Raw genomic sequence first — 12,918 nt, forward strand, 5'->3', positions numbered from 1 at the left:
TACGAATGTACTTCCAGTCGGTATTTGGTTATTGTCTGAAACCCTGATGGTTTAGAATCGCTCATCGATTGTTTTTTCATGTTTCGATAGCCATTCGGTAAACTCACCACCGGGCATCGGTTTTGCAATATAAAATCCTTGAATTTCATCACATCCGAGTTCTACCGCCAACTGGCAATCTGTTCCGACTTCAATGCCTTCCACCACCACATTCAAACCCAGCGCCTTACCCAATTTTATACTCGACTCCAGAATGGCACGAGTCGCCGGATCTTTTGCCGCGCCATGCGCGAAAATCCGATCGACCTTGAGTTCGGTAAAGGGCATATGTTTGAGCGTCTCCATCGATGAATAGCCGATGCCAAAATCATCGATAGACAATCCAAACCCTTTCAATCTAAGCCGAGTCAGGATATCCAAGGATTGCGCAAAATCCTTTCCCAGCTTGCCTTCGGTAATTTCCAATGTTATCCGGTCAATCGGCACATAACACTCGCGCACGGCCGCCTCATAAATTTCCGGCAAATTAAACCGATCCAGATTTTCCATTGAAACATTGACAGAAACTTTTAAATCAAACCCTTCCTGTAGCCACAAATCTAGTTGTTGCGCGGATTTTCTTAATACATCGCGAGTAAAGTCATTAATCAATCCACTTTGCTCAATCACGGGTATGAAGTTATCCGGTGAAACATATCCGTATTGCGTATGGCGCCATCGTGCCAAGCATTCGACACTGGTAACACGGCGGTTGGAAACGGCGATTTTAGGTTGATAAAATAAATCAATCTGATCCGCCGCCAAGGCCTGCTGAATCTCTTCCACCGTGAAAATCTGCCGTATCCGGGCAGGATCAGGGCGCCTCGAGATGGGTATCGATAGTTGCGCCAAAAGGGCTGCCAGCGAACCGACCGTCACCGGTTTAGCCAGCGTGCCAATGACATTCAATCCGCGTACGGAAGCCAAGCGTTCTGTTGCTTTGAGCAAATCGGGATTAACACCGGAAAATAACACAATCTTACCGCTGTAGTACTGATCCGCAATATTGCGCAAAAACTCAATGCCATCCATACCCGGCATTTCAATGTCACAAATCAGCAAGTCAATCGCAGAGACTTGTGCAGACATAACAAATAAACCAGCCTTGCCATCTTCAGCAACCAGCACTTCGCTGACACCCAGATCCCTGAGCAAATGACTGACAAATTCAAGCATAAATCTGTCATCGTCGAGCACCAGCACACGTATCGGCTTTTCGTTATTCATCCAGAAAATTAATACTCAATCAAATGCCGCCGATTCAGCAAGAAAAAACCATTCATTTTTATCTCTTAGCGCTCATGAAATCCGTACATCCGGCTTGGGCATCAGCCACTTTAATAGTGTATTCACCAATCGCTCTGGATCAATTGGTTTTGTCAAAAAATCATTCATGCCCGCGTTTTGGCATAAATCTTTGTGATGCTGATCTGCATTGGCTGTTACCGCTATGATCAAAGTATCCGGACACTGCGGGTTGGCACGGATTAATTGCGTGGCTTCCAAGCCATCCATCACAGGCATTTGAATATCCATCAACACGCAGTCAAAGGGAAATTCACTTAACATTTCCAATGCTTCTTTCCCATGATTCGCTATCGCTACAGTCGCGCCATTATATTCCAGCAAGCCTTTTGCAACTTGCTGGTTTAACTCGTTATCTTCCACCACCAGGATAGTAAATCCTTTCAGTCTCTTATCTTGTTCTTTTATTAAATTCATACTGTTAGCTTGATTTAATATTTCCTTGCACTTCCAGCCCGATGGATTCCAGTCGATATTCTACCTGCATCTGCGAATTTATCGCATACTTGATTTGATATCACTCGGAAATACGCACCACGGCCGCAATGAATCTCCCCCGAATTTACAGGGGAAAGACACGGCAATATTAACCACAAGTTCAGTTTTATTTTCGTTCAGATCCAGCAGCAGTCATTCAGCAATTATTCGTAATTGCCAGACTTGCTATCGACGCGCCGGTAACTATATTACGAGTATATTGTTCATGCCCGGGTGTATCGGCGATGATGAATTTGCGTTTGGCGTGGCGAAATAGCGGTAAGCCCCATCGATGGTAATCCCTTACTCACGTTCGGCCTGCAATCCGTCAGTCAGTAACGATAAAGACACCTTCGCCGCCGCGTTTACGTGTTGTATGGGTGATGGAGGCTAACTGATCTTCAAGAATAGACTTTGAGTCATGCAATACACGGTCAAGCTGATTCCAGCCGAACTCAGACGGTTTACAACGATGGCACATCAAACAAATCGCAGATGTTATTTTATGGGTACAACCTTGCCGCTGTGCAATCCGCATTCTTTGTTTTCCGGTGCTTCCCACCACCAGCGCCCGGAACGGATGTCTTCCCCCGGGGTAATGGCACGAGTGCAGGGCGCGCAACCGATACTGGGATAAAATTTGTCATGCAGTTTGTTATAAGGCACGTCATAGTGCTTGAGATATTCCCAAACTTCCGCATTGGACCATTCCAGTAATGGATTGACCTTCTGCATGCGATTATCCATGTCGTAAGCCGATACTTTCAAATTCGACCGGGTCGATGCTTGTTCACTTCGCATACCGGTGATCCAGGCACGTTTACCCTGCAAGGCGCGACGCAGTGGCTCGACTTTACGGATATGGCAACATGCCTTGCGCAACTCGATACTGTCATAAAACCCATTGACGCCATGCTCGGCGACATAGGCCTCAACCTGTTTTACATTGGGAAAATAGATGCGCAACGGTGTTTTGTACCGCTCCCGCACGACTTGCATCAAATCATAAGTCTCTTGCGGCAAGCGGCCGGTATCCAGACTGAACATATCGATATCGAGCTGATAGCGGTCAATGATATCGGTCAAGACCATATCTTCCGCGCCCAAGCTGTTGGCAAAGGTCACCGGCGCAAAGTCACGGATTGTTTCGGTCAGAACCGCAACAACCTGCTCGATTTTTTGTTGCAAATCACTCATTGACCGGATGCCGCTTCATTTGCTTTGCGCTGTACACGCCGGAATAACGGCAGTTTTTGATCAAACGAAGTTTGATACACTTCAGAAAAATCACTCAAACCTTTTATTACATCTTCAATTTTCCGGTCCGGGCGAGGCGCAAACGCGTCAAAACCCACGCGCTGCAAATAAAACAACTGATCGCGCAATACATCGCCAATCGCACGCAACTCTCCGCTATACCCTAAGCGCGCACGCAGATTAAAGGCGATCGAGTAACCACGGCCATCCGAGAATTTCGGAAAATCAACCGCAATCACGGAAAATTTTTCTATATCGCCTTTCAATTCTTCTGGCCGCTCATCGCTGGCCAGCCATACGCCGATTTCCTTGCGATCCTGCAATGCTGCGCGCTGCGCTTGCCATACTTGCAGCGGCACGATGACTTTACCGGCTGCAACAATAACATTTTCAGGTGTTTCTTGTTCCTGCAGCCGCAACACGGTCCAATCATCCGCGACAATAGCTTTATTTTTGATAATCATATCCATTAAAACCTAGGTGAATAATAAGGCACCTCATATTGCGCGGGCAGCACGACGTGTTTGCCGGCGGCTTCATCTTCCTGCGCAACGAAATCGGTCGCATAGACATGTTCTTTGAAAGGCGCATGGCCGATGCGGCGTACCGTGCTGATAAAACTTTCGTCTTCGAAGCGTTCACGCAAATAGACATGAATCAAGCGTTCAATGACTTCCGGCACTTGATGAAAAGTAAAGGAAGGACCGATAATTTTGCTGATCGAGCTATCGTTACCTTCCGCGCCGCCGATTGATACTTGATACCACTCATCGTGATCTTTCTTCTCCACACCGGTGATACCGATATTGCCGATGTGGTGCTGCCCGCAGGCATTGACGCAACCAGAAATATTCAGCGTAATTTCACCGATATCGTACAAATAATCCAGATTCTCAAAACGCTCGGCAATCAATTTCGCCAGTGGAATCGAGCGTGCGTTAGCTAGCGTGCAGAATTCCGCGCCCGGGCAACTGATAATATCAGTCAGCATACCGATATTGGGCGTCGTCAGCTCTTGAGCGGAAGCCTCTTGCCACAGACTGATCAAATCCTTTTGCCGGACGTCCGCCAATACCAGATTCTGTTTATGCGTGATGCGCAATTCACCGAAACTGTAGCGATCCGCCAGATCCGCAACAAAATTCATTTGCTCAGCGGTAGCATCGCCGGGGGCATTGCCCGGTTTTTTCAATGACAATACGACAATCGCATAACCGGGAACCCGGTGCGGCTTCACGTTGCGCGAAAGCCAATTCGAGAACGAGCGGCTGTCCGCTTTGAATTCATTCAACTTCGAATCATGATCGGGTAATGTTTCATACACCGGATCGGTAAAGAATGATGCGACCCGATCGACTTCCTCGCCGGTTAACGTGCCGGGACCGTCCTTCAGATCCGCCCAATCGGCTTCGACTTGACGTTTGAATTCATCGATCCCCAGCGCCTTGACCAGAATCTTGATACGCGCTTTATATTTATTGTCGCGGCGGCCATATTGGTTATATATCCGCAGAATGGATTCGACATACGTCAAAATATGCTGCCATGGCACAAATTCACAAATCTCACTGCCAATAATCGGTGTACGTCCCAATCCGCCACCCACCACAACCCGGAAACCAACTTCGCCTTGCGCATTTTTGATAGCCGCCAATCCAATATCGTGCGCATAAATGGCTGCACGGTCTTCTTTACCTCCGCTGATGGCGATCTTGAATTTGCGCGGCAAATAGGCAAATTCCGGATGAAATGTGCTCCATTGGCGCAAAATCTCGGCATACGGGCGCGGATCCACCACTTCGTCCTGTGCAACACCGGCAAATTCATCCGAGGTGATGTTACGCACACAATTGCCGGAAGTTTGAATACCGTGCATTTGCACCGACGCCAAATCGGCGAGGATATCGGGTGTATCCTGCAATTTGAGCCAATTAAACTGAATGTTCTGACGTGTGGTGAAATGACCATAATCGCGATCATACTTACGCGCAATATGCGCAAACATACGCATCTGCTGCGAAGAAATCAGGCCGTAGGGCACCGCAATCCGTAACATGTACCCATGTATTTGCATGTACAAACCGTTTTGCAGCCGCAACGGCAAAAACTCTTGCTCGGTCAATTCACCGGAAAGACGGCGGCGCACCTGATCACGGTACTGCCTGACACGTTCATCCACTATTTGCTGATCATATTCATCATAGCGATACATCGTTAATTTCCCCGCCTATTCATTCAAAGATACCCAATGGATTATGCCTTTAGGATTCTTGCGTATACCGTTTCGACACCGGCAGCAATAGGGCCGCATCCAATGGAAATTTGGCGCCATACTTCATGATATGGTCCACATCATCGTCTTCATCATGCCGCAATGCCATGCCGATATAGGCATGCTCACCGCTTTCACCCACCACGATACCGATCCGTCCGCCACAACCATTAAACCATGTTACTTGTTTCGGTTTATTCTCAATATTTGTACTCATTAATCAATCCTAGTTTCATTAATGGGAAATTGCCGAGACCTGCCAATGGATCAGCAATCCGCCACCCCAGCCGCTCATCTGTCAGCTTGATGCACGGAACAGCTTCTATGCTTCTATTAAAATTGAACACACTGCAATCGTATTGATCAGCCGTTACCGGTATTTAGCCGTTCTTGTCCACATTATTTTTACTACTGGAGCTTAGCGTAGTTTGTTATTTTATCAAAAAACCAAGCGGAATCGCCTGTAACTTGTCACGACAATCAATTCTAGTGTGTATGATAAATGAAACTGACCAGAGAACCTGACAGAATAAATCTTGCAACTGCATTTTTCCCTTTTAACCGCATGGCATGATATCAATACCTATTTATAAATCAAAATAATATTATATTAGATATATATCACCATTTTCTATTAGCAGGCGTGACCTATGAAACTTCAGCAACTGCGCTATTTATGCGAAACCGCCAATCAGGACATGAACTTATCTAGGGCGGCAAAAAATCTGCACACCTCTCAACCGGCTATAAGCAAGCAAATTCAATTGCTCGAAGAAGAACTCGGCGTCGATATTTTTCTACGCAATGGCAAACGCATTGTAAAAATAACACCGCCAGGACAATTGATCATAAAAACAGCCGTCAAAATGCTGCGTGATGCTGACAACCTGAAGAAAATAGCGCAAGAATTTACCAACGAAGCCGGCGGCACGTTAACCATCGCGACTACACACACCCAGGCGCGCTATTCTTTGCCACCTGTAATCAAGCGTTTTACCGCGCGTTACCCTAAGGTCAAACTCATTTTGCGGCAAGGCAGCCCGGTACAGATTGCCGCTTTGGTCACCTCAGGTGAAGCGGATATTGGAATCGCCACCGAAGCGCTTGAACAATACAAAGAACTTGTCATGCTGCCCTGCTATCAGTGGAACCGCTGCATCATTGTGCCGCCCAAGCATCCGTTGCTGAAATTAAAAAAACTCACGCTGGAAGCGATCAATCGCTATCCCATCATCACTTATGATTCGGCTTTTACCGGCCGTTCAAAAATCAACCAGGCATTCGCAAGCTGCGGATTGGAGCCCAATGTAGTACTCACCGCAATTGACTCTGACGTGATTAAAACCTATGTGGAGCTGGGACTGGGTGTTGGCATTCTTGCCAACATGGCCTTTGATGCCAAACGCGATAAAACCCTCAGATCCATCGATGCCAGTCATCTATTTGAACCCAGCACCACACGCATCGGCATCAGCCGCAATAGCTATATACGTGGTTATATTCTTGATTTCATCGAAATGTTTGCGCCTCATCTTGATCACGCCAGTATTCAAAGCAAACTGGAAAGAGGCAAATCCGCCGATCCCGAGAATGCAAGTTGATTCTCACCGGAATTGAAAGTACGATGATCGCAAAGCTATCCGGCCCAAGCAACTAGTGCCCAATCATCTGATGAGGTGAAACATGAAAAAGATTCTGAGTTTGTTTTTGGCATTACTCGTTCTGATCATAACCGCTCTTGGTTCCGGTGCTTACAATATGGCAGCCACCGAGAAACATTGGGCCATTACTGAAAAAATCATCGAATGGGTACGTGAAAGCTCTATTGAAGCACGCGCCAAGAATCTGGAAGTACCGCCTTTGGATGATGAAAAGCTGCTGCAGACAGGCGCGGTTCACTACGATGCCATGTGCCCGGTCTGCCATCTTGCACCCGGCTTGAAGCCTACGGAGCTCTCTGCCGGTTTGTACCCCCAGCCGCCGATATTTCATCAGCGCGAACCGGTCATCGATCAAGCCGAAAAACAGGATCGCGCCAAGAAATATTTCTGGGTCATAAAAAACGGTTTGAAAATGACCGCCATGCCAGCCTGGGGACTCAGTCACGACGATGACTCGATCTGGGCGATGGCGGCCTTCATCCTCAAAATGAGCCATATGACACCCGAGCAATACGATGAGCTCGTCCATTCAACCAAGGATCATGCGCATGACCATAGCCATGCGCATGAACATTAACCGGAAAAATCCGATTTCCTCAACGATCTCCGGTTCACTGATCGAAAACTACACCCACGCGGATTACCGGATCGGCACCGCGGCTGACTGCATTACGCTAAGAATCGATCAATACTCCGAACCGCTCGTGCAATTCCTGGTGACATTAAATCAATCGTGCGCGGCGATCATCAGCGCCTATAACCCCTACAGCCAATTAGTCAGCGATGAGGAAAACGTAGCAGCGCATGAATCGCTCAGACATTTCCTGGCGCGTCATGCCTATCAAGGTATCGAAAGTGTGCACACTGATCCGGCTGGCGTATGGCCGGCAGAAAAAAGTTTTTTTATTCCCGGAATCGATATACACAGCGCAAAATCATTGGGGCAGCAATTTAACCAAAATGCGATTGTCTGGATTGATCGTGACGCAATTCCCCGCCTTGTCTTGCTGCGCTAGTCGCGTAAGGCATTTCATCCATTACCTGCAGTAACAAAATAACTTGAAATTTTTCAGGATATCCAAGGTCGAAAAATTCTGTATAGCTGGCAATACAAGCACGATGCTATACTCAATCTTTTAATAACAGTTTGGGAGACAAAACAATGAAGCAGACACTCACCTTTCTGACTTTGGCTTTTCTTAGTTTTGGATTACTCGCTTTCGATGCGGAAGCAAAACGTATGGGCGGCGGTAAAAACATAGGCACGCAACGCCAATCGGTCAATCCGGCACCCAATACACAAAAAGCAGCACCTGCTACAACACCAGCCGCGGCTCCTTCCACTGGCAGCAAATGGGGCGGTGCATTAGCGGGTCTGGCAGCAGGCGGCTTACTGGCTGCGCTCTTCATGGGCGGTGCGTTTGAAAATATCAACATGATGGATTTTGTGATTATGGCGTTACTAATTGGCGTGGTTTTCTTCGTCATCCGCATGCTGCGAAAACCGAGGACGGAGAACGCTCCTTCAATGCAATATTCCGGCATGGGTGCTGCGGACACGCAAGACCGCTTCAATGCGCCACCTTTCACTGCACCGGCAGAAACTGCATCCGGTGAAAACAGCGTAAGCGCATATCAGCAGCCGAATATCCCCGCAGATTTCAAAGTAGAGCCTTTTATCCGCAACGCCAAGGCTTCGTTCATCCGCTTACAGGCCGCGCATGATCGTGGCGATATCAATGAAATCCGTGATTTCACAACTGCAGAAATGCTGGCGAAATTAAGCGAACAGATGCAGGAAAGAGGCGATACGCAACAAAAATCGGAAGTCATGTTTATCGATGCTAACTTACTGGAAGTGGAAACCACCCAGGATATGGCGATTGCCAGCGTGCGCTTCACCGGCCAGCTGCGTGAACTTCCAAATGGCGAACCGGAAGCCTTTGATGAAATCTGGCACGTGCAAAAAGATCTGAAAGATCCTAACGCGACTTGGTTATTGTCAGGAATTCAACAAGTTTCGTAATTCTTTAGCAAAGTAACACTGTAAATTAAACCCCGGCCAGACATGCCTCTGACACTATAATCTGGCCGGGTTTCAACAAAAACAGAATCTCTTTTTTCTAATTCTCATCAATTCTCAGCATTTCCACTTCAGTCAGAGCCATGTCTACGAGAATATCAAAACTTGTCATGGTGTTGGCTTTCGCACTATATGCTTCGCTGGTGGCATTCAATAACCTCACCGATTACAACTCGAATTTCACGCTGGTAGCACACGTGCTGATGATGGACACCACATTTCCCGGTAATGAAGGGTTATGGCGCGCCATTCATTCTCCGGCTATTCATCACACCGTTTACGGCCTCATCATAGGCACCGAAATCATGATTGCCGCGCTGTCCTGGCTGGGCGGTTTACGTTTATACCGGAGCATCCAAGACCCCGCTGCTTTCAATCAAGCAAAAGGTTTGGCAATTCTCGGACTGACACTGGGTTTTTTACTGTGGTTTACCGGATTCATGACGATTGGCGGCGAATGGTTTTTAATGTGGCAATCGGAAACAGCCAATGGGCAGCAGGCTGCATTCCGCTTAGTAATGATCATTGCCGTCATCCTCATTTATCTAACCCAAGCGGATGATAAACAGCAGATTTGAATGACTGTCGGTTTCTCCGTGCGATATAAAAACAGCCCGCAGATACTACGGCTTACTTATTCGATAACAGAGCATCAATCCCGGCCTGAGCAATCTGCGCATCCTGATGCGACCGTACGCCACTGACACCGACTGCACCGGTAAATTGATTTTCGACCATAACCGGCAGGCCGCCTTCGATCGGTAGTGTTCCAGGCAAATTCAAATAGCGCAAATGCCCTTCAGCAATATTTTCTTCCCAAATTTTAGTCGGACGGCGGAATGCAATCGCCGCACGCGCTTTCTCAATCGCGACTTGGATACTACCGTACTGCGTCCCATCAAGGCGTTGCAGATGCAATAAATGCCCGCCATCGTCGACAATAGCGATGACAACCGGCCAGCCGTTCCGTTTGGCTTCCGCCTCCGCTCCGGCGGCTATTTTCTTCGCATCATCCAGCGTCAGTATGAGTTTATGAGCCGTCATCATTACCCTTGTTTAAAATAAAATCGTACCAATCAAATTCCAGCACCATTTTCATACACTTCCTGCCGCATCTGCGCTTGAGAAATATTGCTGCCCGGCGGCACGCTACGCGTTAACCAAACATTGCCGCCGATGGTCGATCCGCGCCCGATGGTAATGCGCCCCAATATCGTAGCGCCAGCATAAATCACCACATCATCCTCGACAATCGGATGACGCAGATTCCCTTTCACCAAGGCGCCGTTCTCGTCCACCGGGAAGCGTTTGGCACCCAGTGTCACCGCCTGATACAGCCGGACATTCTGACCGATGATCGCGGTTTCTCCGATCACCACGCCGGTACCGTGATCGATAAAGAAACTGCCTCCGATCTGCGCTCCGGGATGGATTTCGATACCAGTTACCGAATGCGCGATTTCCGAAATCATACGTGCGATCAACGGCACCCCCAGTCCATGCAGAACATGCGCCAGCCGGTAGTGCATGATCGCCATGATGCCGGGATAACAAACCAGTACTTCATCGACATTGCGCGCCGCCGGATCGCCCTCATACGCCGCTTTGATATCGCTCTCCAGCAGCGAGCGGATTTGCGGTAACCGTTTGGCAAAGGACTGCGTAATGGCAATCGATTGCGCACGATCTTCATCGCTGAGCATTTCCAATCCCGAGTTATAGTGCAATTCATTTTGAATTTGCACCATCAGCTCGCGCAACGTCATATTCAGTATATGCCCGACATAGTGATCAATGCCTTCATCCGCCAGCTCCGACGAACCCAGTCGGTTCGGAAACATAGCCGCGCTCAAGCCTTCCGCAACACTGGCCATAATCCTGCGCGACGGCAATCTGGGTGGCCGGTCATGCCGGTTGCGGCTCTCCAATGACGCCAGCCGCAGCGCGCGCAGCTCCATTACGATACTGTCCACATCCAATTGCGTGCTGCGCAGCAAAAGGTCTCTTGTCTGCTTACTATTGTTCACTCTGTTGCCAAGCCTTGCGCATCAAACATACCTTCAAAAAGAATACTGCTCAGATAACGTTCGGCGGAATCCGGCAATATCACCACGATGGTTTTACCTGCATTTTGGGGTCTTTTAGCTTGACGAACCGCAGCTGCTACCGCAGCGCCGCAGGAAATACCCGCCAAAATCCCCTCTTCGCGCGCCAGACGCCGCGCATACAGTATGGCCTCTTCGTTACTGACTTGCTCAATTTCGTCCACCAGCGAGAGATCGAGATTATCCGGTACAAAACCGGCGCCAATCCCCTGAATTTTATGCGGCCCGGGTGCCAGCGACACGCCTGCACGCTTTTGCGACAGTACCGGACTCGCGGTAGGCTCAACCGCCACCGAGGTAATGGCTTTGCCTTTGGTTTGCTTGAGATAACGCGAAACACCGGTAATCGTGCCGCCCGTTCCCACACCTGCGACAAAAATATCGACAGCGCCATCGGTATCGTCCCAGATTTCCGGACCAGTGGTTTTCTCGTGGATGGCCGGATTGGCCGGATTTTTGAACTGTTGCAACAATACATAGCGCCCAGGATTAGAACCGACGATTTCTTCAGCTTTGGCCAAAGCGCCGTTCATGCCACGCGCACCTTCGGTCAATTCCAGTTTGGCGCCGAGCGCAACCAGTAACTTGCGCCGTTCCACGCTCATCGTTTCCGGCATCGTCAAAGTCAGCGGAATTCCCCGTGCCGCTGCGACAAACGCCAATGCAATCCCGGTATTGCCGCTGGTCGGTTCGACAATCTCTTTTCCCGGACCCAGCAAACCTCTGCGTTCAGCGTCATCGATCATCGCCGCGCCGATGCGGCATTTCACCGAGTATGCCGGATTGCGCCCTTCGATTTTCCCCAGCACCAGCGCTGCCGCACCATCCGTCACCCGATTGAGCCGCACCAGCGGGGTACGCCCAATCGATAATGAATTATTTTCAAACCAATTTGCCATGAGTTTTCCTTTTTGTATGTGATGCAATTGCCCGCGCATCATAACCAAACTGTGATACCGGAACATAACCATTTCACTATAGCGCATTCATTCCGAAGCTGAAAGTGAAAACCGGTTGATTTGCATCCGTAAGAAACAACTCAAAACGCAATTTGCATGCGCGAAAACAACACTTTCTCTTCCGCCCGGTTCGCTCCACCACCGGCGGCGCCCGTGAAATGGGTCTGATTGTAATCCAATTGGAATTTAATATTGCGATTGAGATACTAATTAATGCCGATAGCGAAATCTTGCGCTTTTCTAACCGCGTGATCCGAATCACGATAAATTCTTTGCATCCATGCAAATCAAAATTCCATACCCGCATCCCCCCGTAATGAACTGCGAGAGAAATTCAATTTTACTGAGCAAATTTGCAATTGGCATTTTGATGCTGTCCTGGGTTTCGATAATGAACTTGAATACTGCAATGCAAGTAATAATTCGATATCAACCGCGCATAACTTCCAGTAGTGCTGCTCGCCCGCACCCCATCCTTGCATTCGAGTGCTTGGAAAGCACAGCTTACAGGGTTAACTGATTGTCTTCGGGGCGATAAACCTCTATATTCGATATTTGTAGCCCCCGTTACTTAAACGAGAGAAGCAAATGGTGCTCTTTCACCCTATATTCGCAGTTTTTATTATAAAGTTAATTAAGTAGGGTCTTAGGAAGTTAAAGCGGGTTTAAACGTAACAATTTAAGAATTTCATGATAGAGATTATCACGGCGATGATTAAAACGAAATTCGGTTTCTTTCAAGTGCAGGTAGAAAGTATGT

At 48.3% G+C, this 12,918-nt stretch carries 14 protein-coding genes and 2 pseudogenes; 5 read left to right on the plus strand and 11 right to left on the minus strand.

Annotation, left to right across the window (positions count from 1 at the left end; genetic code table 11):
• Positions 1-51 precede the first annotated feature (51 nt).
• The 7 genes and pseudogenes from DU481_RS07310 to DU481_RS07340 all read right to left on the minus strand — a co-directional run bounded on the left by DU481_RS07310 (position 52) and on the right by DU481_RS07340 (position 5,567).
• Positions 52-1,266 (minus strand): EAL domain-containing protein, encoded by a 1,215-nt coding sequence (locus DU481_RS07310; protein ID WP_350133546.1) that lies wholly within the window; start codon positions 1,264-1,266, stop codon positions 52-54.
• 72 nt (positions 1,267-1,338) lie between these two features.
• Entirely contained in the window at positions 1,339-1,761 is a 423-nt protein-coding gene (locus DU481_RS07315; RefSeq protein ID WP_090314848.1) for a response regulator, read from the minus strand.
• Positions 1,762-1,993: 232 nt separating this feature from the next.
• Positions 1,994-2,260: pseudogene (locus tag DU481_RS07320) on the minus strand (GTP-binding protein); the annotation flags it as partial.
• A 59-nt stretch (positions 2,261-2,319) separates the two neighbouring features.
• Positions 2,320-3,018, minus strand: a complete 699-nt coding sequence (locus DU481_RS07325) for a phosphoadenylyl-sulfate reductase (protein WP_090314846.1) — start codon at positions 3,016-3,018, stop codon at positions 2,320-2,322.
• Positions 3,015-3,542: a DUF934 domain-containing protein gene (locus DU481_RS07330; protein WP_350133547.1), complete on the minus strand. Its 528-nt coding sequence runs from the start codon at positions 3,540-3,542 to the stop codon at positions 3,015-3,017. The genes DU481_RS07325 and DU481_RS07330 overlap by 4 nt, the downstream gene beginning before the upstream one ends.
• 5 nt (positions 3,543-3,547) lie before the next feature.
• On the minus strand, positions 3,548-5,290 hold the full coding sequence (locus DU481_RS07335; protein WP_350133548.1) for a nitrite/sulfite reductase: 1,743 nt from the start codon (positions 5,288-5,290) through the stop codon (positions 3,548-3,550).
• Positions 5,291-5,339: 49 nt separating this feature from the next.
• Complete coding sequence (locus tag DU481_RS07340) at positions 5,340-5,567, minus strand: hypothetical protein (RefSeq protein WP_090314841.1); 228 nt, start codon at positions 5,565-5,567, stop codon at positions 5,340-5,342.
• Between the two features lie 433 nt (positions 5,568-6,000).
• On the opposite strand from DU481_RS07340, the gene cysB reads away from it, so the two are divergent.
• The 5 genes from cysB (at position 6,001) to DU481_RS07365 (ending at position 9,672) form a co-directional block, all read left to right on the plus strand.
• Positions 6,001-6,951, plus strand: coding sequence for an HTH-type transcriptional regulator CysB (gene cysB / locus DU481_RS07345; protein WP_090314839.1), 951 nt, complete (start codon positions 6,001-6,003; stop codon positions 6,949-6,951).
• An 82-nt stretch (positions 6,952-7,033) separates the two neighbouring features.
• Positions 7,034-7,588 carry a c-type cytochrome gene (locus DU481_RS07350; protein WP_350133549.1) on the plus strand — a complete coding sequence of 185 codons (555 nt, stop codon included), beginning with the start codon at positions 7,034-7,036 and terminating at the stop codon, positions 7,586-7,588.
• Positions 7,560-8,027 carry a DUF3293 domain-containing protein gene (locus tag DU481_RS07355; protein WP_350133550.1) on the plus strand — a complete coding sequence of 156 codons (468 nt, stop codon included), beginning with the start codon at positions 7,560-7,562 and terminating at the stop codon, positions 8,025-8,027. The genes DU481_RS07350 and DU481_RS07355 overlap by 29 nt, the downstream gene beginning before the upstream one ends.
• A 146-nt stretch (positions 8,028-8,173) precedes the next feature.
• Entirely contained in the window at positions 8,174-9,037 is an 864-nt protein-coding gene (locus DU481_RS07360; protein ID WP_350133551.1) for a Tim44 domain-containing protein, read from the plus strand.
• A gap of 140 nt (positions 9,038-9,177) precedes the next feature.
• Positions 9,178-9,672, plus strand: coding sequence for a DUF2165 family protein (locus tag DU481_RS07365; RefSeq protein WP_350133552.1), 495 nt, complete (start codon positions 9,178-9,180; stop codon positions 9,670-9,672).
• A gap of 52 nt (positions 9,673-9,724) precedes the next feature.
• Here the strand turns inward: DU481_RS07365 and DU481_RS07370 are convergent, their stop codons facing one another.
• The 4 genes and pseudogenes from DU481_RS07370 to DU481_RS07385 form a co-directional block, all read right to left on the minus strand.
• Positions 9,725-10,141 carry a GlcG/HbpS family heme-binding protein gene (locus DU481_RS07370; RefSeq protein ID WP_502889922.1) on the minus strand — a complete coding sequence of 139 codons (417 nt, stop codon included), beginning with the start codon at positions 10,139-10,141 and terminating at the stop codon, positions 9,725-9,727.
• Between the two features lie 29 nt (positions 10,142-10,170).
• Positions 10,171-11,052, minus strand: a complete 882-nt coding sequence (epsC, locus tag DU481_RS07375) for a serine O-acetyltransferase EpsC (RefSeq protein WP_258192888.1) — start codon at positions 11,050-11,052, stop codon at positions 10,171-10,173.
• 65 nt (positions 11,053-11,117) lie between these two features.
• Complete coding sequence (cysK, locus tag DU481_RS07380) at positions 11,118-12,098, minus strand: cysteine synthase A (RefSeq protein WP_350133553.1); 981 nt, start codon at positions 12,096-12,098, stop codon at positions 11,118-11,120.
• Between the two features lie 714 nt (positions 12,099-12,812).
• A pseudogene (locus DU481_RS07385) lies at positions 12,813-12,918 on the minus strand (IS1595 family transposase); the annotation flags it as partial.

Origin of the sequence: Nitrosomonas sp., from assembly GCF_040240425.1 — a bacterium.
Taxonomy (GTDB): Bacteria; Pseudomonadota; Gammaproteobacteria; order Burkholderiales; family Nitrosomonadaceae; genus Nitrosomonas.

Excerpts from the sequence above, each read along its gene's own strand:
- DU481_RS07330 (WP_350133547.1), bottom strand. The coding sequence starts at position 3,542 with ATGATTATCAAAAATAAAGCTATTGTCGCGGATGATTGGACCGTGTTG.
- DU481_RS07350 (WP_350133549.1), top strand. The coding sequence starts at position 7,034 with ATGAAAAAGATTCTGAGTTTGTTTTTGGCATTACTCGTTCTGATCATA.
- DU481_RS07340 (WP_090314841.1), bottom strand. The coding sequence starts at position 5,567 with ATGAGTACAAATATTGAGAATAAACCGAAACAAGTAACATGGTTTAAT.
- cysK (WP_350133553.1), bottom strand. The coding sequence starts at position 12,098 with ATGGCAAATTGGTTTGAAAATAATTCATTATCGATTGGGCGTACCCCG.
- DU481_RS07315 (WP_090314848.1), bottom strand. The coding sequence starts at position 1,761 with ATGAATTTAATAAAAGAACAAGATAAGAGACTGAAAGGATTTACTATC.
- DU481_RS07365 (WP_350133552.1), top strand. The coding sequence starts at position 9,178 with ATGTCTACGAGAATATCAAAACTTGTCATGGTGTTGGCTTTCGCACTA.
- DU481_RS07355 (WP_350133550.1), top strand. The coding sequence starts at position 7,560 with ATGACCATAGCCATGCGCATGAACATTAACCGGAAAAATCCGATTTCC.
- epsC (WP_258192888.1), bottom strand. The coding sequence starts at position 11,052 with ATGGAGCTGCGCGCGCTGCGGCTGGCGTCATTGGAGAGCCGCAACCGG.
- DU481_RS07360 (WP_350133551.1), top strand. The coding sequence starts at position 8,174 with ATGAAGCAGACACTCACCTTTCTGACTTTGGCTTTTCTTAGTTTTGGA.
- DU481_RS07325 (WP_090314846.1), bottom strand. The coding sequence starts at position 3,018 with ATGAGTGATTTGCAACAAAAAATCGAGCAGGTTGTTGCGGTTCTGACC.
- DU481_RS07310 (WP_350133546.1), bottom strand. The coding sequence starts at position 1,266 with ATGAATAACGAAAAGCCGATACGTGTGCTGGTGCTCGACGATGACAGA.
- DU481_RS07370 (WP_502889922.1), bottom strand. The coding sequence starts at position 10,141 with ATGATGACGGCTCATAAACTCATACTGACGCTGGATGATGCGAAGAAA.
- cysB (WP_090314839.1), top strand. The coding sequence starts at position 6,001 with ATGAAACTTCAGCAACTGCGCTATTTATGCGAAACCGCCAATCAGGAC.
- DU481_RS07335 (WP_350133548.1), bottom strand. The coding sequence starts at position 5,290 with ATGTATCGCTATGATGAATATGATCAGCAAATAGTGGATGAACGTGTC.